The organism is Mucilaginibacter sp. Mucisp73, from assembly GCF_059491465.1.
This window is the reverse complement of the sequence record NZ_CP168507.1, coordinates 1034152-1059469: the sequence shown is the minus strand read 5'-3', so window position 1 is coordinate 1059469 and position 25318 is coordinate 1034152. Positions and strand designations below refer to the sequence as shown.

20 protein-coding genes are annotated in these 25318 nt (G+C 41.4%); 9 read left to right on the top strand and 11 right to left on the bottom strand.

The window, feature by feature from the left end:
* Window positions 1–221: 221 nt before the first annotated feature.
* The 3 genes from ACEN82_RS04750 to ACEN82_RS04740 all read left to right on the top strand — a co-directional run bounded on the left by ACEN82_RS04750 (window position 222) and on the right by ACEN82_RS04740 (window position 2248).
* The gene (locus ACEN82_RS04750; RefSeq protein ID WP_413322546.1) at window positions 222–1358 is read left to right on the top strand and encodes a GAF domain-containing protein; all 1137 of its coding nucleotides are present in this window, start codon (window positions 222–224) and stop codon (window positions 1356–1358) included.
* A gap of 120 nt (window positions 1359–1478) precedes the next feature.
* Window positions 1479–1673, top strand: coding sequence for a cold-shock protein (locus ACEN82_RS04745; RefSeq protein WP_090533335.1), 195 nt, complete (start codon window positions 1479–1481; stop codon window positions 1671–1673).
* A gap of 188 nt (window positions 1674–1861) precedes the next feature.
* Window positions 1862–2248 carry a YtxH domain-containing protein gene (locus ACEN82_RS04740; protein ID WP_091170250.1) on the top strand — a complete coding sequence of 129 codons (387 nt, stop codon included), beginning with the start codon at window positions 1862–1864 and terminating at the stop codon, window positions 2246–2248.
* A 71-nt stretch (window positions 2249–2319) separates the two neighbouring features.
* On the opposite strand, the gene ACEN82_RS04735 is transcribed toward ACEN82_RS04740, so the two are convergent.
* On the bottom strand, window positions 2320–4185 hold the full coding sequence (locus tag ACEN82_RS04735; RefSeq protein ID WP_413322544.1) for a M1 family metallopeptidase: 1866 nt from the start codon (window positions 4183–4185) through the stop codon (window positions 2320–2322).
* Window positions 4186–4460: 275 nt separating this feature from the next.
* Window positions 4461–4967, bottom strand: a complete 507-nt coding sequence (locus ACEN82_RS04730; protein WP_274987161.1) for a DUF892 family protein — start codon at window positions 4965–4967, stop codon at window positions 4461–4463.
* Between the two features lie 155 nt (window positions 4968–5122).
* On the opposite strand from ACEN82_RS04730, the gene ACEN82_RS04725 reads away from it, so the two are divergent.
* Window positions 5123–6073, top strand: a complete 951-nt coding sequence (locus tag ACEN82_RS04725) for a Smr/MutS family protein (protein ID WP_413322543.1) — start codon at window positions 5123–5125, stop codon at window positions 6071–6073.
* Between the two features lie 64 nt (window positions 6074–6137).
* Here the strand turns inward: ACEN82_RS04725 and ACEN82_RS04720 are convergent, their stop codons facing one another.
* Window positions 6138–8285 carry an alpha-L-fucosidase gene (locus tag ACEN82_RS04720; protein ID WP_413322542.1) on the bottom strand — a complete coding sequence of 716 codons (2148 nt, stop codon included), beginning with the start codon at window positions 8283–8285 and terminating at the stop codon, window positions 6138–6140.
* 294 nt (window positions 8286–8579) lie between these two features.
* Between ACEN82_RS04720 and ACEN82_RS04715 the strand changes: the two genes are divergently transcribed.
* A complete protein-coding gene (locus ACEN82_RS04715; protein ID WP_090533348.1) occupies window positions 8580–8807 on the top strand; it encodes a hypothetical protein in 228 nt (75 codons plus the stop codon).
* A 355-nt stretch (window positions 8808–9162) separates the two neighbouring features.
* Here the strand turns inward: ACEN82_RS04715 and ACEN82_RS04710 are convergent, their stop codons facing one another.
* Both ACEN82_RS04710 and ACEN82_RS04705 read right to left on the bottom strand, forming a co-directional pair.
* Window positions 9163–9960 (bottom strand): peptidase associated/transthyretin-like domain-containing protein, encoded by a 798-nt coding sequence (locus ACEN82_RS04710; RefSeq protein ID WP_413322541.1) that lies wholly within the window; start codon window positions 9958–9960, stop codon window positions 9163–9165.
* A gap of 134 nt (window positions 9961–10094) precedes the next feature.
* On the bottom strand, window positions 10095–10721 hold the full coding sequence (locus ACEN82_RS04705) for a MarR family winged helix-turn-helix transcriptional regulator (RefSeq protein ID WP_413322540.1): 627 nt from the start codon (window positions 10719–10721) through the stop codon (window positions 10095–10097).
* Window positions 10722–10851: 130 nt separating this feature from the next.
* Between ACEN82_RS04705 and ACEN82_RS04700 the strand changes: the two genes are divergently transcribed.
* Both ACEN82_RS04700 and ACEN82_RS04695 read left to right on the top strand, forming a co-directional pair.
* Window positions 10852–11328, top strand: a complete 477-nt coding sequence (locus tag ACEN82_RS04700) for a hypothetical protein (RefSeq protein ID WP_413322539.1) — start codon at window positions 10852–10854, stop codon at window positions 11326–11328.
* Window positions 11329–11338: 10 nt separating this feature from the next.
* Window positions 11339–12010 (top strand): NAD(P)-dependent oxidoreductase, encoded by a 672-nt coding sequence (locus ACEN82_RS04695; protein ID WP_413322538.1) that lies wholly within the window; start codon window positions 11339–11341, stop codon window positions 12008–12010.
* Window positions 12011–12145: 135 nt separating this feature from the next.
* Here the strand turns inward: ACEN82_RS04695 and ACEN82_RS04690 are convergent, their stop codons facing one another.
* Entirely contained in the window at window positions 12146–13516 is a 1371-nt protein-coding gene (locus ACEN82_RS04690; protein WP_413322537.1) for a beta-helix domain-containing protein, read from the bottom strand.
* 57 nt (window positions 13517–13573) lie between these two features.
* Window positions 13574–16408 (bottom strand): TonB-dependent receptor, encoded by a 2835-nt coding sequence (locus ACEN82_RS04685; protein ID WP_413322536.1) that lies wholly within the window; start codon window positions 16406–16408, stop codon window positions 13574–13576.
* 175 nt (window positions 16409–16583) lie between these two features.
* Here ACEN82_RS04685 and ACEN82_RS04680 point away from each other — a divergent pair, with 175 nt between their 5' ends.
* Entirely contained in the window at window positions 16584–16931 is a 348-nt protein-coding gene (locus tag ACEN82_RS04680) for an ArsR/SmtB family transcription factor (RefSeq protein ID WP_090533366.1), read from the top strand.
* Between the two features lie 39 nt (window positions 16932–16970).
* The gene (locus ACEN82_RS04675) at window positions 16971–17660 is read left to right on the top strand and encodes a helix-turn-helix domain-containing protein (RefSeq protein ID WP_495644079.1); all 690 of its coding nucleotides are present in this window, start codon (window positions 16971–16973) and stop codon (window positions 17658–17660) included.
* Between the two features lie 153 nt (window positions 17661–17813).
* Here ACEN82_RS04675 and ACEN82_RS04670 read toward each other — a convergent pair whose 3' ends face one another.
* From ACEN82_RS04670 to ACEN82_RS04655, 4 genes are all read right to left on the bottom strand, one after another.
* The gene (locus ACEN82_RS04670; RefSeq protein WP_413322534.1) at window positions 17814–19154 is read right to left on the bottom strand and encodes a vanadium-dependent haloperoxidase; all 1341 of its coding nucleotides are present in this window, start codon (window positions 19152–19154) and stop codon (window positions 17814–17816) included.
* 277 nt (window positions 19155–19431) lie between these two features.
* A complete protein-coding gene (locus ACEN82_RS04665; protein ID WP_413322533.1) occupies window positions 19432–21162 on the bottom strand; it encodes a GMC oxidoreductase in 1731 nt (576 codons plus the stop codon).
* A 176-nt stretch (window positions 21163–21338) separates the two neighbouring features.
* Window positions 21339–24752 carry a VCBS repeat-containing protein gene (locus ACEN82_RS04660; protein WP_495644078.1) on the bottom strand — a complete coding sequence of 1138 codons (3414 nt, stop codon included), beginning with the start codon at window positions 24750–24752 and terminating at the stop codon, window positions 21339–21341.
* Window positions 24739–25305, bottom strand: coding sequence for a hypothetical protein (locus tag ACEN82_RS04655; protein WP_413323210.1), 567 nt, complete (start codon window positions 25303–25305; stop codon window positions 24739–24741). Before ACEN82_RS04655 ends, ACEN82_RS04660 begins: the two co-directional genes overlap by 14 nt.
* Between the last annotated feature and the right edge of the window lie 13 nt (window positions 25306–25318).

Here is a 25318-nt window from a genome sequence, read left to right as displayed (position 1 = left end):
CCACATATTCTTTAAACACATGAGCGATTAGTTTTTAACAGCCGTACGATTAACCAGTTAAATTGTAATAAAATCATTGCCATTATGTCTTTTTATTCTGTAATTTATACAACTATTAGCTAAACTATTGCGTATGTGTTTAATAAGCTCATTATTATTATAGTGCGCGTAGGCTTCGTATTGGATATATAAAAAACCTACTAATCCTTATACAATATACAATGAATAACGAACCCCTGCGCCTGCGTGCCGTTAAGAGATTTAAGGATCTGGATAGCGACATCGCGGTTGATTTAAATGATATAGTAGGATTAGCAGCTCAGATCTGCGGCACTCCCGTCGCCCTGGTTACTTTGCTCGATACCGACATGCAGTGGTTTAAAGCCGCTACCGGCACCAATATCAGCTGTACCCCACGTGATTTCTCATTTTGTAATTACACCATTATCCAAAAACAGGTGTTGGTTGTGCCCGACCTGCTTAATGACAAACGCTTTAACACCAACCCGCTTGTTGTTGAGGATCCACAAGCAAGGTTTTATGCAGGTGCCCCTTTGATTACTAAAGATGGCCATGCCCTTGGCAGCCTGTGTGTTATTGACTTTAAACCCCATGAACTTAACCAGCAACAGATTAAATCATTAAAAACGCTGGCCAGGCAGGTTATAAACCTCATGGAACTTAATTCAAGTTTACGTTCGCTTGAGCAGCAGCACCAGCAGTCGCAATCACAAAAAGCGTCTATCAGCGAATCGGAAATGAAGTTGAAAGCAATTTTCGACAGTTCAAAAGATACCCATATCCTGGTTGGCCGTAATCTTGAGGTTATGGCATTCAATAAATCTGCATCGGTTTTTATCAGGAGCCTATATAATAAAAAACTGGCCAATGGTGATAATATTATCGCTTATACAGAGCCGGCCCTGGTAAACTCATTTTCGAAATACTTTGCGATAGCATTAACCGGCCGTTCCATTAAACGAGAGTGGGAACTGCTGTCGGGAACGCCAAATGCCTGCTGGAAAGAAACCTCATTTATCCCGGTAAAAAATAGTAGCGGCGAGGTAATCGGGGTAGCTATTAACTCGACAGATATTACTACACGCAAAAGACACGAGGAACAAATCAATATTCAAAAAGAGGCGCTTAACCGTATAGCTATCATACAATCGCACGAATTGCGGAGGCCGGTGGCATCCTTGCTTGGCATATTAGACCTCATGCGGATGGAAAATATTGATTTCGGTTACTTTAATATAATAGAACATACCGTTAACGAACTGGATGAAAAGATACGGGGAATAGTAAAAGATTCGGAAGATACCATACAGGGAGGGCATTTGGCAATAGTAGCCTGACCATCAATTATCTAAAATCCAAATACCATCCCACAGATTTGGTTTACACCTAAATTACGCTTTGGCTATTGCTGATTACGGTAAATTATAACTACCTTGGCGGCATTAATAAATAAAAGAATGCAAAATCAAGGAACAGTAAAATTTTTTAATGAAACAAAAGGTTTCGGATTTATAGTACCAAGCAATGGTGGTCCGGATATTTTTGTTCATTCAACAGGCCTTATTGACGAAGTTCGTGAAAACGACACCGTTGAATACGAAGTTGAAAACGGCCGTAAAGGTCTTAACGCGGTAAATGTAAAAGTTATATAATTATAATATAATCATTAAGCCTACCAGGCACTCAAAGTTTGAGTGCCTTTTTTTTGCTTTATTTTTTTGTTAACCTGCTGCGTACATCAGCTTAATATTTGAATGTTACTTTCAAATAAAAACTGGCATTGTTGTTGTTTATTCCAATAATATCATAAATCGACTACACATAAAACAAAGAAAAGAACATGAAAGATCAAGCAAAAATTATAGCAGCACTATTGGTAGGTGCAGCAGCTGGCGCGGCTTTGGGTTTATTGTTAGCTCCTGAAAAAGGAACAGAATTAAGAGGCGATATAGCAGATTATATAAACGACCTGGTTGATACTGCCAAAACCAAAGCGCAAACAACAGCCGGTGATATTAAAGATTACAGCAATAGTGTGATTGACAAAGCTAAAACCAAGTTTAGCGGAACTGTTAGCGACCTTTGGGACGCTAAAGATAAAGCTGTTGATGCTGCAAAATCAAAAGCCGACGACCTTGCAGGCAAAGCAGGTGACGCCGCGGATGAAGCGAAATCAAAAGTCAAAGCGACTGCCAATGACTGGAACAATTCTGTACAGAACGCATAATATTTAGTACTATTATAAAATAATAAAACCCTGCCAGTTAGCAGGGTTTTATTATTTTATAAGCTTTTTTATTATTTATTCCATGTATTGTTACTTTCATCGGCATCCATAAATATGCCGCCGTCTAAAGTAACTGATTTAATGATCTTAGTGGTTTTAATATCTACTGCCATTTGCTTTTGATTTTTTTCCCAAACCACGGGGGTTTGATGAATGCTCTCGCCCGAACCATCAGCATAAGTAACTTTTACATCAAACGGAATTACAAAACCGCCCACGTTTTTAATCGCTACTGTATAACCACCGGCTGCTTTGGTTACACCTTTTATCGACAGATCAATATAGTAATTAGTAAAGAACCAGTTATTGAAAAACCAATCGAGGTTTTTACCTGTAATATTACTCATAGAGTTAAAATAGTCCCATGGTATTGGGTGTTTGCCATGCCAGCGGTCCATATATCCATGCAGGGCTCTTTTGAATAGTTGATCGCCCAGCATGTCTTTCAGCGCTAAATAACTTAATGATGGCTTACCATATGAATTATTACCGTACCCACCCCTCAATTCGCTCGATGGTGTAATAACCGGCTGATCTTCGGCGGTTGAAGCATCATGGATCCATCTGTCAACACGGAAATTTTTGTACAATGCTTCAGCTTTTTCTTTGCCAACTTCTGATGTTCCTATCAACAGTTCAAATGTGGTTGCCCAGCCCTCGTCCATAAATGCATAACGGCTTTCATTAATACCCATGTAAAAAGGAAAATAGGTATGCGCTATTTCATGATCCTGCACAAATTGCGAAAAGCGCACATCATTGGTATGGCTATCGTTAACCATCATAGGGTATTCCATATCTGCAAAGCCCTGAAACGATGTCATCTTGGGGAACGGATATGGTACGCCCGGCCAGTTGTGGGACAACCAGCTTAATGAATTACGGCCGTTTTGTACCGCATGGTGAAAATCTTCCGAGCTATCTAAAAAAGCTGCCTGCATACTGGCGCGGCGGTTTGTTGCGTCATCAACCACAACGCTGGCCGCATCCCATACATAATGATCACTGATGCCTACAGCCATATCGCTGATATCATTAGCGGTCCAGGTCCAGGTGTTCATCTCCTTTTGAGCCGTTACTTTATGGGCGGCAAGCTCAGCAGCCGATGCAATATTGATAGTTGAATCACTGGTGAATGAAGCCTTCAATCGTTTTGCATATTCAGGCTGAAGCACCTCTTCAGGGTTTTGCAGGGTACCGGTAGCCCAAACTACGTAGTTTTTAGGCGCGGTAACGTGCAGGGTATAGTCGTTAAAGTCGTTGTAAAATTCCTGGGCATCTAAAAAAGGTAGCCTGTCCCAGCCATTGTAATCGTCATAAACCGACACCCGCGGATAAAAATAAGCCAGGTAGCAGGTAGTTGAATCGATCATTCCTTCGCGGCCGCTTTCTTTCGAAATTTCAAAATGCCAGCCAATATCAAGCTTAACAGAATCATGAGGCATCAACGGCTTACTTAAACCAACCATTTGATTTGTTGAACCTGATGCAACTTTTTTTGCTTCGCCATTAATTGAAAAGCTATCAAACTGAATGCCCGGTGTAAGATAGTCAGCCCCTGCATCGCCAAAACGGGCGGCACCCGGTTTATGAATGTTCAGGATGAGCTTCATGTTAAGCCTTTTTAAAGTATCCGGACTATTATTAACATAAGTGATCTGTTCTGTGCCTTTTACAGTACGATTTTGAGGCACAGCCGTAATACTGATATTATAACGGCCATAATTTTGCCAGTACTTTTTGCCGGGGCGGCCATCAGCCGAGCGCGTTTCGTTTTTAAATGCTTTTTGTATATCGCGGGGCATATACAAGGTTTGGGCCTTAGCCTGTATAAATGCAATGCAGGCTAATGCAGATAAAATAATGGGTTTGGTCATACGTCTTAAATTTCGTTGCCAATTTAAATTAATTGGACTAAATAACGATATGCAGGAAACATTAATCGGAAAATTTAAAACAAAAAATCGCTTGATAAATCGCTATATCAGAGCTTATTTTGTAACAAAGCTGTCACAAAGATTATTTATAAATAAATATTTTGCGGTATCGGATATATTTTTTTTTACTTTGTTACCAGTTATTTTAATAGGGGTATTAAATAACTAACATTTAAGCCATCTGCGCTATGCGGATGGCTTTCTTATTTCCCCTCTCAATCAGCAACAATATATTCTTTGGAAATTAGCGTAAAAAGCTCGTCATTATCAATTGATTCATCTTTACACTCGGTAAGTAATTGTTGAGCTTCAGTATAATTAAGCTGTTTGGCCACCATTATTAACATATGGCACGAAGTGATATTAATATGCTCAAGTAACTGCAGATACAACATAATATCCATATCCAGCAATACAGGTATAGTTTGCTCTTCGTCCAGGCAAAACTCATCCTTAACAATGGACTTTATAGGGTTACAGTTCTTATCAGATGGAATTTCATCAATCAGGGTATACACCTTATTCATCCGTTCTATCTGTTTTTTGATATCGTCCCAAAACTCCTGTATCGCTTGCTGCAATGCGGTAAAAGAAGCGAGGCCTTTCAGGTGCCCAAGATGTTTATCAAGATAACACTTACCAAAATAAATTCTGTTCAGGTTGTGGACAAAAACCTGTTTTAACAAATCGTTATCCAGTGTTTTAGGGGTATTGTTGCTCATGGTATGAAGTTAAAAGTATATAGTTAGGGTTTATATATTTCTTAAAAGCTGTTTCACGCAATTGCTTATCAAACTTACCTTAAAAATAACTAAGTTTTATTACCCGGACAGATGTGCCGGGATAAATTAACTTTGCATTGCAATAACATAATGCTATGAAATATAAATTAGGCGATTTTGTTCGGTTTGTTGATGAAAAAATGGAAGGTTTTGTAACGCGCATCATCGACGAACAGATGATAGGCGTTACCGGCGAAGACGATTTTGAGATTCCGGTACTGGCCAGTAAAGTAACTTACGTTCATGGTTACCAACCGGCAGGGGCGACAAAAAGCAACAATACAACGGCTGAAAAGCCCTTAACACCAGGTGAATTTGTAAAAAAAGGCGTTTATATAGGCGTGGTTACTGATGCCAGGGCAAGTTCTGTCGTACATTTTCATTTAATCAATGAAACTTCGTTTCAGTTGCTGGCTACTTTAATCACAGATAAGCAACAGGTATTTAAAGGCGAATTTGCAGGGATCATCGCGCCAAAATCAACCGAAAATATCTACTCCGCCCAACTGGCCGATCTGCAGGTTTGGCCAAAGTTTATTTTCAGCGTTTTATTCAGTACCAAACAAAACGTTGAACCACCGGCACCGTTGGCTGTACATGAAAAGTTTAAGGCCAAGGATTTCTCAACCACTAAAAAGAACATTCCATTCCTTAACCAGGCCGGCTGGCTCATCAGGCTCGACGAGCCTGAACTGATTATTGATGCTCAAAAACTGAAGGAAAGCTTTTTTGAAAGCCCTACAGAAAAAATAGTGATTGAAAAGCCGGTTAGCGAAGTTGACCTGCATATAGAAAAGCTGCGCGACGATTATCAGTTTTTAAGCAGCGCTGAGATTATGGAGATTCAGCTGGCCCATTTTCACAAAGCGCTGGATGCGGCTATTGTTCATCAACTACCTGATATTACTTTCATACACGGCGCGGGCAATGGCACACTGCGTAATGAGCTGCACAAACAATTAGGCAGACATAAAAAAGTACAAACCTTTATGGATGCCCGTAAAGAAAAGTTTGGTTATGGTGCTACTAAAGTGTTGCTGAAGTAACAATTTACAACAGTATCAGCCACCTTACGAGGTTTGAAACCTTGGTAAGGCGGCTTTTATTTTCTTACTTTTTCGTAAACCAAATTTCAAGATTAGGCAACTTTAAAGTTTGATTCGGCGATGCCGGATCATGTAACTTTAAACTCACCGGGTAAAGTTCATTTGCTTCAAACGTTAAAGGTTCAAGATCTTTAATATAGATATTTTGTGGAATACTATGTGTGAGCGCAAAAGGAATGTTCTTTTTAAAGTTGTTGAACACTTTTATCAGTAACTGGTTATTGCCGGGCATCAAATCCAAACCGATGACATGACTTACAGAGGCAGCCTTACCCGGATTATTATTGATGAGCAGTTGCCTCCCATTAAGCAAAACAATTATGCCATCGCCGCTGGTAACCTTAACCTGCGCGTAAATTAAATCCTTGCCTGCGTTAATATTTTGCAAAATGTAGTAAGCATTATCCATGCCTGCAGGCAAATCAATCAGCTGCCCGTTGTTATAGTCATTTACAGACCGCCATGGTTTATCGGTGTCTTTGGTAAAAGGTTTTGAGATATCGATTTTATCCGCGCCGCCATTTACCCCCCCTAAGCCCGCGGAGTATGGGCCGGTTATATATAATGGCCCCCATTTTATTTTAGCCGTATCGGGTTTATACTTCATCTTCCTGTCGCTGTCGAGCTTGAGCGTGGTGGTTACATTATTTACATTTAGGTCAACAATGCTGCCTTTTTCTTCGTCGGTATATTGTATAGCAGGCTGATACCTGCCTTTGTGTTTGGGCTTAATTGTCCAGCCTTGCTTTACCGTACTTTGATAATTGCTGTTATAATCAATACCCGATGAACTATAGTAATTATAAGCATTATGCTCATTCAGTCTTATGTGGTCATAACTGCTGCTCAGGATATGAGCAGGTTGCACTTTGTAACCTTCGGCAACGTCAACCGCTATAACTTCTATTTGTTTTTCACTGTCAAAACCTGCGGGTAAGGTTATCACAGCGGCATTAATTGTCTGCTTAAAGTTAAGCGATTGTTGTTCGCCCAAAACAGAAACATTCCTAATCCTGCCTTCCAGACCGGGTAAAGTGATCAGGCCATCAGCGGGCACCGAGGTTACAAAAAGATAAAGCTTATTGGGTTTACTGGTTATATTCCCCCAGTTAAAAGAGGCAAAAAAGGGATCGGCAGTTGTGCCATAAACAGCTTCGGCATTTTTATGGAGCCAGGTCCCTATCTTCAATAAAACATCCTTTTCAAAACCAACTACTGAGCCATCTCCTTTGGGCCCGATATTAAGCAGGTAATTCCCTCCCCTGCTAATCACGCGGATCAGGCTTTCCAATTTCTCTTTATACTTTTCATCCTCGCTTCCGCGTTTTTGCCACGACCGGTAGCCCCAGGTTTCGTCAAAAAATGAAGCGGGCGACTGCCAGGGCACTCCGATGGAATAATCGGGATACTGATTATCACCCATTACGGCGAAATCGCCCTGATCATTACCCAAACGACTGCTTACCATACAATCAGGCTGCAGGCGGTGCACCAATTGATAAAGCTCTTTACTTTGTTCAGGGCTTTGCGACCCCATATCAAACCAAAGTTCGGATATAGTACCATAGTTTGATAGCAACTCGGTTACCTGCTTCTTGTTATATTCATGATGCTCGGGTGTTATATAATCAGAATTATGACTTGATATGGGCGACGCTTGCGGATAATGCCAGTCTATCAGCGAAAAATACAAACCAAACCTCAGACCATGCCTTTTACAGGCTTCGGCCATTTCCTTTACCACATCACGGTTAAATGGAGTAGCATCAACCACATTAAAATCGGTAGTTGTAGTTTTAAACATGCAAAATCCGTCGTGATGTTTTGAAGTTAGTACAACAGAGCGCATCCCAGCCGCTTTAGCCAGCAGGGCAATACTATCAGCATTCCAGTTTATCGGGTTAAAGTTTTTGGCCAGGTTGGCGTAAGTATCACTGTAAATACCAGCATGGGCCTGAATTTGCTCACTTAAGCCGCGGGTAACCGGCTTCCCATCCCAAACGCCACCCAAAACTGAATAAATACCACCGAAATGGATAAACATGGAAAACTTCTGATCCTGCCATTGCTTTATCGAAGAAGACGGCGGTTGTGCAAATGCAAAATGAATACAAACTAATAACGATAACAGTGTGCTTATGATTTTTTTCATGAGGAGGAATTCAATATCTCAAAGTGTAAAAAAGTTGTTAATAAACAAAAAACTCACAACTTAAACTTGCCTGTTGTAAACTAACAGCTACACAATTATGCACACAAAACACCTCAACTTTACACTTTTGCTAATAAACATGTTATATAATTGTGAAATACGCTTCACAAATTGCATTTTTTTAATAAAAATATTATTTGCATCTTTGTAGCAACACAACCCTAACCCTAATTCATAATGAAAAAACTTCTCTTGCTCAACAGCAGGGATTCATTTAACCTTTAAAAAAACGTAATGTCCGAATCTATTCAAATTCAACCCAATATCCATTGTGAGCCTTGCAAAGAATGTGGTGCACGCCCGGTAATTAATCAAACCCGTAAAGGTTTTGTGGTTACCTGCCCAACAAATAAAAAGCATTATGAAACTGCTCCTGGTATGGTAAATATTGATGAATGGAACAGGTTTAACCAAAAATCGCCCGTGCTTACAGGCACACAATATAAAAGCAAAGCCTCATAAAAACTATTCCATAAAAGTAATAGTTTCAGTTTTGGGTATTTAATCAATAAAAACCTGCTTATGAGGATACAATGGGTTTAATTGTATTCATGTTATGCATATTGTAGATACTGAAAATGAACCTTCAAAAAAAAGGCACAGCTATACATTTTGTCCAAAGTGCCAAACCAATACCGGCCAAAGGATCCACCGGCCGGCATTGTTAAAGCTATTGACATTTTGGCTGCCGGTTAAAAGGTATTTTTGTTATAGCTGCAACAAAAAATACCTGGTAATTGAAAGGTAACGAAACCATTCGGTAACAATATACTTCCTATTGTTCAAACATAGTATCGGTCAACAATACAAGACCATTTCACTTTGCAAAAAACGGAGCTGTTTGCCTACTGCCTGATTTGAGATACTCGGCATAGCTTTTTTTAATATAACTGATCATATCATAATCGCTCATTTTTTTCACTTTTTTAATTTCGGGGTGATATTGGTTCATAAAGTTTTGCAGCGAATCGCCTTTAAGATTAGTTATTGAACTCACCTTTTCCGGCGAAAAAAACCTGTCCACATACTCATCTTCTTCATCCTTCAGCAAAATCTTTTGCAGCTTTGATTGCGGAGCTTTGTTCTTATTCAACATGTCGATCACCGACAGCAAGTTGATGCTCAAGATAGTTGCTGTACTTTTATCCGCATTTATGTGATTGCTGGGCTTACCAAAATCAAGATCAGGTGGACGTGCTATAAACGCATCTTTTATGGTTGAGCTATGATAGGCAAAAACAGAGGCAAACTCCCTCCTGTTACGTAATGAATCGGCCCTGGCATTACGCCTGGCCCTGATCTTTACCTCACTTAAAACAGTTGCCGCAGGCTCAATGTAACATCTTAAGGTATCAAATTTTAAAAAACTGACTATAAGCTTAAAAGGCTTGTAACCTATGCTGGTGATCCTTAAAGTATCACCGGGCTTTACGTTGGCCAACACAAACTTCCCTTCGGCATTACTTATACTTTTTGATGCAGGTGTATTGATAAAAGCATTTGCCACCGGCAAATAGGTAGCTTTATCAATAACAATACCTTTAACACGCTGGGCAAACAGATTTATTGACAAGAGCATCAATATCACTGTTGAGGTAAGTTTCAATGTTTTCATGACGGGTTCAGTTAACAGGTGAGCAGGTTAACTAAATATACGCATAAATTATTAACCTTTAAACTTTTAACAGATATTAACACTTGCCGCATTACGGTCACAAAACTTTTCTTTCCGTTAAAAAAGCCAATAAACTACTTCATCATAGCTTTAAAAATTTCATCAAAACCTTTGCTTTTAAATTTTTGGAAGGTTCCGTCAAACTTTTCGCTAACGGGGTTAAGCAATTGAAAGCAAAGCTGTTTATCTTCCTCGCTCAATGCGCTGGTCATCATTCGCGCAACTTCAAGTACACGTACTTTGGCTTTTCCAAGAGTTTCCTCTCCAAGGGCTGTTAATTTTAAACGCTTAATACGTTTATCATCAATATCTTCATACTCGGTTATCAGTTCGCGTTTTTTTAGCCTGTTAAGCATATTGGTACCGCTTGATAGTTCGATTATGTTATTATAAATAGCTTCAGATTTTATTGGGTTAACCTGGTTAAAAATAGTAACCAATATACCGAACTCCTCTATCTGATCAAGCCCTGTACCTTCAAGCGCTTTGTTTGAATATACCATATGGTACTTTCCTATCCGTCTTATCAAAATCATGAGCTTGCCGTTAATTCCCGGCCTTAATTGCCAGTCGGGCGTTGCTTTCTTCTCATCTGCTGCCTTGGCCATTAGCTGATGCCGGAAGAAATCATCCAAATTACAACCGGGATTTTGCTCCTCATAATCGCCCCAAAGCTTAACCAATTCAACTGTTTTATTCACGTGTTATTTCCTTTTGGTATCAAATCTAAAAAAAACGTCTCCAATATTTGTTATTTACTTTCTTTTGGTATAATATTGTATTAATTTACCACCATATGGTATATTTTATAAATTTAATCAATCCTAACAAATGAATACCTCACTCTTTTTACCAGCACTATTAATACTACACTTAACAGGGCTAACTATAATGGCGGGCACCACCATTGTTGATTTTACAGTATTTAAAACCTTTTGGAAGCATTTTAATGACGATAAAGATAAATCAAAAGGTATACTGACGGGTACATCTAAGTCATCAACACTGATTGGAGTAGGGGCCGCCCTGCTGGTTATAACAGGCATTGGCATGATGGCCTTAACCCATGGCGTATTTGGCGAACAACTATGGTTTAGAATAAAAATAGGAATTGTTTTGGTTCTAATGCTAAACGGGATATTTTTTGGAAGGAAGCAAGGCGAAGAGTTACGAATGATTATGAATAACGACAAAGCTTACTTAGCAGAACGGGTTGACCAAATTAAGGTGAACCTTAATATCTTTTTTACAGTACAGCTGATATTGTTTTTCAGCATAGTTTTTTTAAGCGTTTTCAAATTTAGTTAATCACCAAAAAATGGAAATGCAACAAAACATCCCTGTTTATAAGTTAGTAATTGTAGGCGCAAACGGCGGCATTGGCAGGCAGTGCGTTGAACAGGCCCTTCAGGCGGGACATCTGGTTACCGCAATATTACGAAACCCGGCTAAATTAGCAATCGAGCACCCCAATCTAAAAAAAGTAAGCGGCGATGTTATGCAACCCGGCGCATTTGAAAATAATTTTGAAAACCAGGATGCTGTGATTTCGGCAATAGGCATGCCCGGTGGTTTCGGATCAGATAAGCCTACAACTTTGTATTCGCAAGGTAATGCCAATATTTTAAAAGCGATGGAACGAAAAGGCATAAACCGCATGTTCCTGATCTCAGCCAGTGCAATTGAAATAAGTCCCGTGCTCCCATTTTATATCAGGTTTATTGAAAAATATGTAGTTCAAAAACTGCTGAAACACATGTATACCGATTTGCTCAAAATGGAGGCAGTGATAAAAAGCAGTAACATTAACTGGACTATCATTAGACCACCGCAGCTTACAAACCAGGCTGTTACCGGCACATATCGCATAGCTATTAATGCATTTCTTAAAAACTGCCTCAAAATATCAAGGGCCGATGTTGCGCACTTTATCATTAATAACATTGCTAACAGGGATACATACCAGGCAACAGTTGAAATTGGATATTAACACTAAATTCCGCCAATGAAGCAGGGCACTTTTAACTACATGTTAACTTAGCGTTCCAATCAAAGCTGACTATCTGGTATAACAAAAAAGACCTTTCCATTACTGAAAAGGTCTTTTCTTTTAGTACGCTGCGGATTATTTTCCGTAAACTATCCAGGAAGCTTTCGACCAGTCATTAGCTGGATCGATCGCACCTATATAGTTGGTTTTATCAAAGAACGAATCGGATAAGGAGCCATCAAACTTGCCTGCAACAATTGCCGGTGAACCTGCTTTAGGCAATAAGTTTGGAGCAGCATTGTTAAACGGATCGGTCAACATAATATCCGCTGCAGCAGTAAATGATTTTGTGCCATCGCGGCCTTCAACTAAAGTTTTTAAACCTGCTGCGTCCAGTAAACCAGCCGTAGCCAGTTTGTCAACTTTATAAGGTGAAGTTACCGCCTGTAACAAGCTGTTTTTTAAACCGCTTGTCCCGGCAATATAATACTGCGCGGTTGGGTCATTATCCAGGTCTAAGCCCGCTTTTTGCCCCCCCATTACTATGGCATTAGCCAAAATAAATTTTGCACCTCTTCTCCAGCGCATACCGTAACCGTAATCCGCAGATACTCCTGTGGCGTTATTAGGCCCTACAGCCGTAAAGTTCGACAACAAAGGGAATGTGTTAGGAGTTAATAAATAACCTTTAGCATCTGTTGTGTTATCCACTTCAAAATTGTTGGAGATATCACCGCTGGTACCTTTATTATCAGTAAATGCCGGATCTTTAACAGAGATCGCATATTGGATCTTACCATGGTATCCATCATCAAAATCAAAGTCATCATCGGCATTATTATAGGCAACCAGGTATTTAGCATTAAATGAACCGCCGAAAAACTCGTAAGCATCGTCAAGGCCGCGAAGCACTTCAATGTGATCTACTTTGGTACCGCTGCCAACAGTGTACATACTTAAGCCATTCACTTCATCACCTGGATTAACCGCTTTACCGGCATATTCAATACGTACATATTGTAAAACACCTGAATTATCAGCGTCGTTTGTGCCGCCGAATGGCTGGTGCTCGGTATCTACGCCACCTTCAAGAACTGCGTGGTTGCCATTACCGGTAGCCGACCCAACGATCACAAGGCCACCGAAATTACCTGGTTTCGGGTCAGCCTCCGCCGAGGTGAAAACAATTGGCTTATCAGCAGTTCCGGCGGCATTGATCTTGCTTCCTTTATAAATGATAAGGACACCGGCTGAGTCTTTATTGCTCACAATTTTGGTTCCCGGATCGATGGTTAAAGTTGCGTTATTATCCACGTAAACGTAACCGCGAAGCCTGTAAGTGATATCGGCGGTCCAGTGCGTGTCTTTAGTAATCTTTCCCCTAACATCCATTTTGGTAACAGCAGGAGGATTAACCGGCGGATTTGTACCCGGGTCATTGTTTTTTGAGCAGGAAGCTAATCCTATCATGGCTAATGAGCCAAGTAAATACAACGTTTTTTTCATAATAATTGTTAATAATAATTGATAATAAATTGCAATGCCTTTTACTGTATAGCGTGATTATTTTTTGAAACTGAAATTATATTTAAACGAAAGGGTTGTTCCAAAACCCGAATAACGGCTTTGGATTATTTTATCCTCTTTAGCATTATATGCGGTACTCCCCGAGCTTCCGTAATTATTATACAATGCAAAAGGCTGCGCAAGCAGGTCGGATACGGTCAGTTTAAGCTCGGCACGCTTTTTAAATAAAGCCTTACTTAGCTGCATATCGATCACATTCCGTGGCTTCTCATAGATGTCCACACCACCGGTAACGGCCCTGAAACGTAAACGCTCCCCTATCCTGTTATAAAGCACGTTGAAAGAAAAATCAGTACCTTCGGGTGTATAATACAGGCCCGAGTTAATCAGGTAGGGTGACTGTCCCTGAAGGGGGGTAGACGCGTTACGGCCATCAGCCAGCTTTACCTTGGCATTGATATAGGAAGCATTCACATAAAATGTTACATCATTCAAGAAACTTCCCTCAGCAATAAAATTCAGTTTCTTCCTCATCTCGGCTTCAAAACCGAAATCCTTGGCATTGAGCGCATTCTGATAAGTCAAAATATCGTTACCCTGATTAATCTGCTCGATCGGATTCTTAAATTTCTTGTAAAAAGCCGAAACCGAGATGATCTCCCCTCCTGACGGATAATATTCAAAGCGAAGGTCTGCGTTATCAATTATACTTCGCTGCAGGCCCGGGTTACCGCTGACGATAAAGTTAGTCTGGTAGTCAAAATAGCGAAAACTGGCAAGCTCTCTGAACTCCGGGCGGTTTACCGACCTGAAGTATGCCGCACGTAAATTGACCTTCTCCGATAAACTATAGGTCAGGTTACCCGAAGGCAGAACATCAGTATTATTATATTTCTGTTCGATCTGGCCCAGCGGTTTGAGCGATTGCGCATACCGTTCAACACGTGCCCCCCAAACCAAACGGATTTTTTTGCTCAGCTTATTGTCCAGCATCACATAACCCGCGTCCTGATCGGCCTTTCCTTTGTAATCAGTGGAGCTAAGGTCCAGGCGTGACAGATCGATGCCGTTTTGAGCGATACTTTGAGGACTGAACACATTAAAGATCGTATAACCGCCGGTGAGCGGGATTGCTTTGTTTCCGAAGCCGATGGCGTCAGTGTATCCCAGCGCGTCGATGCTGAAATCACGGTCACGATGAGAAATAAGCCCTCCGAATTTCAATTTCTGCGACTCATCAAGCCACTTGAACGGAACTGCCAGGTTTGCCTTCGCGCCGTAAATATTTTCATTTAATTTTGAATACACACGGCCAAGGTCATTAGGTTTGGGGCTGTTTTCGCTGGATAATGAGATATATTCAGGCTGGTTTAAAGGTGTATAGATGGTTACGATCCTTTGGTCGGGCTGGTTCCGGTATGATAAACCGTAAGAAGCATTCCAGTCAAAAATAATATTCTTTTTGCCCAGCGTGTGCTGTCCTTCCAATGCAGAAGTATAAATGCCGTTTTGAGTTGTCTCCACAGAGTAGCCTTTGTAGCGCAGCGGGTCTGTTTGACCGGCCTCAAAATTCAGGGCATTGTTGGTTTGCTCGAAGTCAACAGAAAAATCGTTGTTGTAAAGGTTTCTCCAGGCAATTTTGTTTTTTCCGAATGTATAAGCGAAATTCAGCAAACCGCCAAGGCTTTTATAGTTGGTATAGGTATTACGGTCAAAGCTGTACAGGGGAAGCTCTTTCGATGCATCATTGAACCCGGTATAACCAATTCTGTCACCAAATGATGCACGGTGCCCATTGCTGTAGTTCAGACTGAAGTTATAACCCAGGCGATTGCCATTTGTATTGATTTTGGAATTGCCCGTGGAAAATTGAAAACCAATATTGGGAAGGCTCATTTGCCCTTCTTTGTAATAAAAAGTATTGGGAAATTGCTGCGCTATAGCGATTTTTTCGGCACTTGTTGTCCCGGATGTATAGTCTTTTTTCACATTAGAATAAGCCGCAGGCAGCCTTCTTGAACCGTCATCGAATCCAAGGAAATCATATTTCCCGTTAGGCCTCGCATCGATAAAGTTATTCTTAAGCGTAGTTTTGGAATTATAGCCAACGCTTAACGCCACTTCCAGGAACCTGCTGTCGGGAATATCTTTGGTAATAGTATTGATCGTACCACCCGCAAAATCACCGGGCAGATCGGGCGTCGCCGTTTTGTACACGATAATATTATCGACAAGACTTGAAGGAATAATGTCAAAAGCAAAAGCTTTTTTATCCGGTTCGGAACTTGGCAGCGTTGTCCCGTTCATCATATTGTTATTATACCTTTCGGATAAACCACGGATAACAACGAATTTACCCTCCTGCACGCTTGTTCCGCTGACGCGTTTCAAAACGTCACCAGTATTTCGGTCAGGGGATTTACGGATCATATCGGCAGATATACCATCACTTAATTGTATACTATTCTTCTGCCTTGCGTAAAGGGCGTTTACTGAAGCCTGGCGGTATGTAGCTTTCACAACAACTTCATTAAGAGCCTGCGTTGACGATTGGGTCAAAGCGACATCCAGCGAGGTTACTGCACCTGCCTGAACTTCCACATCAGAAACCGATTTGCTCTGGTAACCGATGTATTTAACAACGATATTGTATTTGCCCGGCTGAAGTCCGCTCAATATATACCGGCCTTCCACATTGGTGGCAGCGCCCTTGCTGCCGCTCTGTAAGCCAACTGTCGCGCCTATGAGTGTTTCACCAGTCTTTTGGTCGATTACCTTACCGGCAATTTTACCCAATGACTGTGCAAATGAATTGGAGCTTATTAAAAAACTTAAAATAATGAAAGGAAAGAGCCGAGTAAACTTTTGCATAATCTTAAATGACGCTCAAAATTATCGGCGATAAATTAAGCCAATGTTAAGTTCATATTATCAAAAAGAATATATTGAATAATCGATATTATAGACAATATTAAATAGATCAAGAAGCTTCCAACATTCAAAAAACAAACTCTATTTTAGCACGATCAAATAATTGTAAACAGCGATGGCACAAAAGAAAACAGAAGAGTTCAGTTATCCCGACCAGTTCATCTCAGATGTATCCATAGCACTGTCGCACCCCGGTAGGATCTCTATTATCCGTATCATTGCCCGGAAACCTGGGATTACCACAGGCGAGCTCGTGGAATTTCTACCGTTCGCGCAATCTACAGTATCCCATCATTTGAAGGAGTTGATCAAAACCGAATTGATCTCGGTTAGCATCGATGGAAAAAGATCTTTGTATACATTAAATGAAAATATGTGGAGCAGATTCGCCAGACATTATGGTCGCCTCGTAGAAGAACTGGGCATACCGGATTCCCACGAAGCTGAACCGGAACAACATTAATTTATATTCTATAATATCGTATCTATGCCCGGTTCAAATATGGATATCAATAAAGCAGATCTGGAACTTTGCAACTTTGCCAGGTTGCTGGCGCTCCCAATCAGGGTATATATCTTCAAAGCGCTTATCGCTAATAACAACATACTATCTCAGGAGGTATTGCTTTCTCTTCCTTTTAACCCAGGGCAATTAACGAAGCATATAACCGATCTTAAAAAAGCAGGCTTTGTAACCATCAGACGCGAGAATAGAAAGATCAGATATGAGCTTAAAACATCCGATATAAAACGCCCTGCCAGGCAGTTGGCCGATCTTTTCAAAATCATCGGCAGCTACGCACCTATTGAGCCACTAAATCCTAACACCGTCGCTTCCGGGAAAGAGAGCCTCCCACCTGCCGCTTTGAGCTTTGGTAGGTTGATCAAAAAGTACAGGACAACATTAAAGTTTTCACAAGACTATTTATCCGCAGAACTTGGAATGAACCGGAGCGAATTAAGCAGGATAGAATCAGATAAAAAGGACTTTCCTCCGGGGAAGCTACAATTGCTGGCGCTGGCACTATCTGTTGAATATGATGTATTAAAAAAGCAATTCTATAGCTTCAAAATTGTGGAAATGGTTGACAAAAGCGGGTTTGACGAGGCCGTTTTAAAAAATGTCAGTCACGTGCTGCAGGCCGGTATCCCAGTCCCCGAAAATTTCCCAACCAAGCGGGCTACCCGGTAAATGCTGTTTATATTACATTCATATGTTGCAGGGGATTGCCACGACCCCTTGGTGATTATCCTTTTTAATGCAATGGCTGAGCATAATTCAGTATAACATTAAATGTATATTAAAGGCAACAAGCGAAGATTGAATCGATCTTACGATATAAACTCATTTTTCATGCAATTTAATCTTCATATGTAACCTGTTTAATACCAGTTGCCCAACTTGCTTACCCTCTTCTGTTCCAACTATGCAGGAATTTTTAAAATGTATACCGCCATAAACGCGCGATATGCCCGCTTCCATTGCTGCTTCCCTAAAAGATCTAAAGCTACGGGGTGCTATTCCAAACTCAGTCTCTGATGTATCCCGGTATGCAAAATTATCTCCGAATTGGTTGGTCAAAATCTCGGCTGCGGCGGCCGAGATTACAGCATGGCCGCTTACATATTCGGGGAATGAGGGCGTTTGAATATATGTTTTCCAGTCAGGGTCCAAATATTTGGTTATTACAGTCTCGGGGCGAACTAAATTATATTTATACTTAAAATACCAGCAATTGATAAATGCATCGAATAAAGCAATCGATGTTTCAGCATATGCACAAACTGTGCTGCTAAAATCGGCCTTGCACGTTTCTGAGGCTATCCCCGCGATATTCATCCAATGCCCGCCCGGTGAGAACTTCTTAGTTCCAAAGGTGGCATGTCCCACAACGTTTAACTTAAAGGCATTATCATCCCAAAAATCAGCGATGTGTTTTTGCTCTTTGGTAAGATTTGTACCAATAGACTTTATATCCAATACGTCCTTATAAAACTGGCTATTTATGTCCTTCATATCAAATAAAGGAGGTGGCGGTGGCGCCACTTGCGAAGCAGAATCGAGTATCAAAGGCCTGATCTCTCCCCAATGCGGTTCCAATGCTTGTGAATACATAGGTGGTGTAGGTACCCAACGCCCTTCTTTTTTTGTAACCGTGTATTTGTTAGCGGATCGTGTTTGTGCATAATGATCCGTTTTGCTCCATTTCATAATGTGCTTTGCAACTACATCTGAATAGTTCACCGAATGCTCAAATACATCAGAAGGCATTCCGCCATCTTTTGCTTTCTTTTTTAATGCATCGACATATTCATCCATACTCCCCTCTGGAAATGTAACCGCATTCCCTACATAGCAAAAGGCAAGCAAGGATGCAAACGGGTAATCAATTTCAACACCCGGAGCAGGTTTTGGGGTAGCGGTTAAATGCCTGATTTGACCTGCCAACGACCGGAATTTTTTAGGGTCTTGGGCGGATATTACCTCATATGCGGCGATGTTAGCATACGCATAGTTACGGGAAGCAATGACTGGGGGGAAATTATTTTCAAGTATAATGTCATTTAATTTTTTTTCCGTAATACGGTACAATTCCGGGTTATCAGTTATCTTTTGATAATCAGTTTTTTGGCAGGAACTAAGCAAAATGATAATCCCTGAAAGCCAAAGTAAAAAACGATTCATAAAAATTTATTAATTGTGACGCAGCATAGCTACTATATGAAAAGGTGCTTTTATTTGATAATAGTCATTGGCTCCAAAAAAGCCTTGTCGCTATCCAAAAATGATAGCGACATTTAAATCTACGGCCCATGGTAATTAGTCGGAACTATTGTCCCGGTATCTTCGGGCTTTGAAATTTGCTGCGTTTTGCGATAAAACAGATGCTTACCAATATTGCCGTATGTATTAATTGTATTTCGTCTGATTAATTATTAAAATTAAAGCTTAAACATGTCGCTTATAAATTGCCTTTTTTTAACTCATCCACAGCATAGTGAGCCGCGCGTGCGGTAAGCGCCATGTAAGTGAGCGATGGGTTTTGACAGGCGCTTGAAGTCATGCAGGCCCCATCAGTTACAAACACATTTTGCGCGTCCCAAACCTGATTGTGCGCGTTGAGTACCGATGTTTTTGGATCTTTACCCATACGTGCACTCCCCATCTCGTGAATGCCCTGACCAATTGCATAATTTTTATCCCAGGTTGTGATATTCTTTACCCCGGCCGCTTCATACATGGCCACCAATTCTTTAATAATATCCTTACGCATACTTAGCTCATTCTCTTTCAAACCCGCATCCATTGAAAGTACAGGCAACCCCCACTTATCTTTCACATCTTTATTAAGCGTTATTTTATTATCGTGATAGGGCAAAATTTCACCAAAACCGGTTGCTCCGATATGCCATGCACCAGGTTCTGTAAGTGCATCTTTAAAATCAGCACCTATATTCATTTCCGCAACATCCCGGCTCCAGCCGTCCCTGCTGGCGCTTCCCTGGTAACCATAGCCGCGCAGAAAGTCCCTTTTATCACCAAACAAGTTAACAAAACGGGGAATATAAAAACCATTCGCTCTGCGGCCAAAATAGTATTTGTCTTCGAAGCCTTCTATTGTTCCTTGTGCGCCGAGCATATAATGATGATCCATAATATTATGTCCTAATTCGCCGCTGCTACTGCCTAATCCGCCTTGCCATACATCTGTTGCGGTATTCATCAAAACCCATGCACTGTTCAGTGCAGAAGCATTCAGGAATACAATTTTTGAATAAAATTCATAGGTTTTATTCGTTTCGCCATCCAGCACCTCAACACCCGTCGCTTTGCTGGTGTCTTTATCGTACAAAATTTTGGTTACGATTGACCATGGCCTCACGGTAAGGTTACCCGTTGCCATTGCTGCGGGCAGCGTTGAAGATTGGGTACTGAAATAGCCGCCAAATGGGCAACCCTCCCAGCACCGGTTTCTAAACTGACACTGCGTTCTTGCCTGGATAGGCGCGGTAAGATTGGCCACACGGCCTATAAACATGTGGCGCTGTCCCTTGTAAAAAGCTTTTATTCTTGATGCCACATCTTTTTCCACACAATTTAGTTGCATAGGCGGCAAGTAGTGCCCATCGGGTAAATGGGGCAAGCCCTCCATCGATCCACTTATTCCGGCAAATTTTTCTACATAGTCATACCATGGCGCCAGTTCTTTATAACGAATAGGCCAATCAACAGCAATACCATCTTTTGCATTAGCTTCAAAATCAAAATCGCTCCACCGGTAGCTTTGCCGCCCCCATAAAGTAGACCTTCCGCCTAACTGATATGAACGCCACCAGGTAAACGGTTTAACTTCCACATAGGGACAATCTTTTTCATTTACCCATGACTTCATCAGGGGTTCCTGGGCCGCGGTCCCGTACATAGCCCAATCCCGGGATATAACAGGGTTATCTGTTTTCTGCTGTAAGGTAGCATTGCCCCGGTGTTCAAATTCCCATGGATCTTTTGTAGCGGTAACATAATCCTTTATATGCTCATAATTACGACCGCGTTCAAGCATTAATACTTTCAGCCCTTTTTCGGTTAATTCCTTTGCAGCCCATCCGCCGCTAATCCCCGAGCCGATTACAATAGCATCGTAGGTGTTTTGAATTTTAGCTTTGGTATTTACGTTCAATGAATCTATTGGCATTTGACTATATTTAGATTTATGGTATTCGGTTAAATTATAGTTCGGCAATTTCTATTTTTCGGTAATAAATTTCTGCTTCTTCGGATTGTATAATTATCCGCCCATCATTCAACGATGGTAATTCGGTTGTATTTTACTACCACCCTATTTACAATGCAGGCAATTTTATTTTATCACTATTCCCTATACTGTATTCCATTTGCTCCTTTTTTATCCGGAGCCTTTACCAGTACCTCTGTTTTATCATTATTTTTAGCTACAATCAGCAGCTTGTTGTTTCCGGCTTTAATCTCTTTCATATCACGTACGGCCCCTTTTATTACGATGCCGCTTACCTGCGGTTTAACTGCCCTAAAGCCACCTTTCCCGTCTCCTTTAAGCAGCAATCCATAGCTGGCATCGTAGATCCCTGCTTCCGGTTTTGACTGGTAAAAGTTGCCTCCCAGCACAATGTCCTTTTTTCCATCCCCGTCATAGTCTTTCACCACCAGCCCAAAAACCGTCGAAAACTGCGCCTCCACCGGCAATGGCTTCATCACGAACTTGCCATTCCGCTTATTCAGCAGCACACTGCTCCGCATTTCGCAGGCATCCAGCTTAACCATCTTTTGTAACAGTTCCCTGCCAAATATATCTTCCATCGTTTGTTCCTTGTACTGGGCGTACCGCAGGTATTTCTTCTTCAGGTAGGGAAGTTCGCCTACCAGGTCATGCCTCAGTACCATCGGGTATTGTTTGTCGCCGTTATAGGTGCATACTATATCTTCTATGCTGCCCGTGCCGCTAAAGTCCCCCACATACATGCTTACCGGCTTCGCTCGGGTTGCCTTAAACCTGGAGTTTAGCCCATGATTGCCGGCTACTATATCCGGGTAACCATCGCCGTCTATGTCCGCAATCTCCAGGCGGTTCCACCACCCATTACTCCACTCCAGGCCCGCTTCGCGCGTTACTTCCTTTAAACGCCCACCTTCATTATGGAATATCCGGATCGGCATATACTCCCCGCAGGTTACCAGGTCTGGTTTTCCGTCGCGGTCATAATCAAACCATTTGGCATCGGTAACCATACCCAATTCCGTTAAGCCCGGGGCCCTCTCGTCGGTTACATCTGTAAAAAAGCCTTTGCCATTATTCTGCAGGAGATAACCCTTGCACGGGTAGCCATATTCACCCGGCTTTAACCGCACTCCAACAAACAGGTCCTGGTCCCCGTCCCCGTCAACGTCTGCTGCCGTTATGCAGGAGCTGCTCTCAAACTGAAATGACGGCAGCACCTGTTGCGATTTGCTGAAATTACCCTTCCCATTATTGATATATAGCCGGTCGATCAGATCCGTCGAGTTAGCCGAGAACTCGTTGCCTCCACTGCATACATACAGGTCCTGGTCCCCGTCACCATCCGCGTCGAAAAATAAACAGTCCGTATCTTCACTGGCCTTATCCTGCTCAAACAGTTTTTCGTTGCTCCGTTTAAAACGACCCGCCGGCGTTTGGACATATAATGCGCCTGGCTGGTCCTTGGCCCCGCAGATATAGAAGTCTTCCAAACCATCGCCGTTGACATCGCCTTTACCTATCCGCGGGCCATCCGCCGAGTGCATCTGGAAGATCAGCTTTTCCCTGTCAAAATCTATAAAGTCATTTTCCTTGTGCACAAAGTCTATCCCATGGTTATCTCTACTCTGCTCAAACACCGGCTTTGCACCGGCTGCCCCCCTCACTGCTTTCCCGGGCAATCCCGATTCAGCCTCCTTTACCGTGATCGTCTGGTTCGGTTTTACTCCTTTTAATACTTTCTGCTTACCGCAAGGCCATTTTACCACTATCGAATCGATCTCCTTTATTTTACCCAACCCGAAATTCAAACGGGTGTCTACGCTCGATTCAAATCCCCGCGACGGAACCTGCTCCTGGTAGTTTAATGTATGATTATAGTATAACGTTACCTGTGCCCCTATGCCAAAGCGGTTCTTCCCCTCGCCCTGCAATACCACTTTCAAATATTTATTCGCCGGCTCCAGCTTCCTGCTGTTGTTTCGGTAGATAAATGCCGGCATATTTACATTGTTCACCACCAGGTCCAGCGCCCCATCATTATTTAAATCACCATACGCCGAACCATTCGAAAAACCCGGATCACCAAGACCCCATTCGGCTGCCTTATTGGTAAATGTCAGGTCCCCATTGTTTCGGTAGGCATAGTTAGGCACAGCCTCCGAGGGCATGCTATCTATCAGCTTCTTGTAATTTATGCCTTTATTTGTCCAAACACTCCCCATCACGTTCCGATCGGATAAACGTTGAATATAGTCCTGGTTTGTTAAGTCCTTATAAATACCGTTAGCGATAAAAACATCTTTGAATCCATCATTGTCAAGGTCAGTGATCAACGCTCCCCAGCTCCAATCGGTTGCATGAACACCTGCAAGCCGGCCTATCTCGCTAAAGGTTCCGTTGCCATTGTTCAACTGGAGCGTGTTCCTGGTAAACTGGTGATAATAATCATATCTTAAATCAAGCTGGTATTTATCCCAGTTTTCAAAAGTGGTATTTGTTTTAAGCCTTGATTCTGATGCCGGAAGCATATCCGTCACAAAAATATCAGGATGTGCATCGTTGTTGATATCGGCCAGGTCGGCCCCCATTGATGCATTACTAATGCTTTTCATCTGATCCTCAAGCGATTCTTTAAACGTACCGTTGTGATTATTAATATATAGATAATCACGTTCAAAAAAATCGTTGGAAACATAGATGTCGTCCCAGCCATCCCCATTTACATCTCCCACACTTACCCCCAAACCAAAACCAATTACACTACCATAAATACCGGCCTGTTCACTCACATCGGTAAAATGGCCGTTATCATTCCTGAATAATTTTTGCCCACCTAATAAATCTCTTTTATTCCGTTCATTATTCTGAATATTAAAGCTGCCGATTGCCTTAAAAGAATTGCTTAACATAAAGAGATCCAGGTCTCCGTCATGATCATAATCAAAGAAAACAGCATGGGTTGAGTATCCATTTACGCCAATTCCATATTCCTTTGCCCGTTCGGTAAAGGTGAGATCACCGTTGTTAATGTATAGTTCATTCTGTTTATGATCGCCTTTAACATCGCCACTATTGCAAACATAAATATCCAACAGCCCATCACCGTTAACATCGGCCATAGTAACACCGGTAGACCATCTGCCGAGCTTGGTAATTCCGGCTTTTCCGGTTATGTCTTCAAACTGAAAATTGCCTTTGTTTAAATACAGATGACTGGGCACCATGTTGCCCACCAAAAAAATATCCGGTAATCCGTCATTATTGATATCGCCGATGGCAACACCGCCACCGTTATAAAAATTACGGTAAGTAAAAATATTGAAATTAGCATCATACGATAATTGGTTAACAAAATCGATATGCGTTTCATTGGAATTTAAAAGTTCAAAAAGCTTATTGCCGCCCCCGCTTTGCTTTTTTTGGCAGCTGGTTAAAACCAATAAAAAGAACACAAAACAGTATCTGATGCTAAAAACATCATGAATAGATTTTTCTGTCAAAAAAGTAAAATTCACCTTATTTTTTTTCATCTGTCAGTAAATCAGTGTAATCTACTTTTACGTGGGCATCATCATATTTCCCGATGATAATTCTGCGGTTACCATCTACCTGCACAAAAATCGTCCCTTTAGCCGGGTCCGTTATACGGATAAAATCCTTTTCCTTATACCATTTTTTCAGCATATTTAATACATCCAACTGCAAACTATCAGCAAACATTTGTTTATTCCAAGGGGCGAAAGCATCGTAACTAAAACTCACTCTCATTTTGCTAATCTTACCTTGCCGAAAATCAGGGTAGAAATTCATGGAAGCCGGATATTTTAATTCCTTTTTTAGTTTATATAAAACTGTTGTATTGCCGGGGCCTGCAAAAAAGATCCCTTTTTTATTCATTTCCCAACAGTGGGTATAAAACTCTTTTGAGGTCATCCCTAATTTTATTCCCTGAAACAGGCTATCTCTTCTCACCCCCCGCGAAAGTTCACTCGCTACTACGTTTTCATACTTTCTGTCGTCTGAATTACAAGAAAATACAGAAATGAGACATACAACAACCAGGATCCCTTTAAAATATCTCATAGTTAACCACCAT

Coding starts and splice junctions, on each gene's coding strand:
- ACEN82_RS04750 (WP_413322546.1), top strand. CDS start 222: ATGAATAACGAACCCCTGCGCCTGCGTGCCGTTAAGAGATTTAAGGAT.
- ACEN82_RS04745 (WP_090533335.1), top strand. CDS start 1,479: ATGCAAAATCAAGGAACAGTAAAATTTTTTAATGAAACAAAAGGTTTC.
- ACEN82_RS04740 (WP_091170250.1), top strand. CDS start 1,862: ATGAAAGATCAAGCAAAAATTATAGCAGCACTATTGGTAGGTGCAGCA.
- ACEN82_RS04735 (WP_413322544.1), bottom strand. CDS start 4,185: ATGACCAAACCCATTATTTTATCTGCATTAGCCTGCATTGCATTTATA.
- ACEN82_RS04730 (WP_274987161.1), bottom strand. CDS start 4,967: ATGAGCAACAATACCCCTAAAACACTGGATAACGATTTGTTAAAACAG.
- ACEN82_RS04725 (WP_413322543.1), top strand. CDS start 5,123: ATGAAATATAAATTAGGCGATTTTGTTCGGTTTGTTGATGAAAAAATG.
- ACEN82_RS04720 (WP_413322542.1), bottom strand. CDS start 8,285: ATGAAAAAAATCATAAGCACACTGTTATCGTTATTAGTTTGTATTCAT.
- ACEN82_RS04715 (WP_090533348.1), top strand. CDS start 8,580: ATGTCCGAATCTATTCAAATTCAACCCAATATCCATTGTGAGCCTTGC.
- ACEN82_RS04710 (WP_413322541.1), bottom strand. CDS start 9,960: ATGAAAACATTGAAACTTACCTCAACAGTGATATTGATGCTCTTGTCA.
- ACEN82_RS04700 (WP_413322539.1), top strand. CDS start 10,852: ATGAATACCTCACTCTTTTTACCAGCACTATTAATACTACACTTAACA.
- ACEN82_RS04695 (WP_413322538.1), top strand. CDS start 11,339: ATGGAAATGCAACAAAACATCCCTGTTTATAAGTTAGTAATTGTAGGC.
- ACEN82_RS04690 (WP_413322537.1), bottom strand. CDS start 13,516: ATGAAAAAAACGTTGTATTTACTTGGCTCATTAGCCATGATAGGATTA.
- ACEN82_RS04685 (WP_413322536.1), bottom strand. CDS start 16,408: ATGCAAAAGTTTACTCGGCTCTTTCCTTTCATTATTTTAAGTTTTTTA.
- ACEN82_RS04680 (WP_090533366.1), top strand. CDS start 16,584: ATGGCACAAAAGAAAACAGAAGAGTTCAGTTATCCCGACCAGTTCATC.
- ACEN82_RS04675 (WP_495644079.1), top strand. CDS start 16,971: ATGGATATCAATAAAGCAGATCTGGAACTTTGCAACTTTGCCAGGTTG.
- ACEN82_RS04670 (WP_413322534.1), bottom strand. CDS start 19,154: ATGAATCGTTTTTTACTTTGGCTTTCAGGGATTATCATTTTGCTTAGT.
- ACEN82_RS04665 (WP_413322533.1), bottom strand. CDS start 21,162: ATGCCAATAGATTCATTGAACGTAAATACCAAAGCTAAAATTCAAAAC.
- ACEN82_RS04660 (WP_495644078.1), bottom strand. CDS start 24,752: ATGAAAAAAAATAAGGTGAATTTTACTTTTTTGACAGAAAAATCTATT.
- ACEN82_RS04655 (WP_413323210.1), bottom strand. CDS start 25,305: ATGAGATATTTTAAAGGGATCCTGGTTGTTGTATGTCTCATTTCTGTA.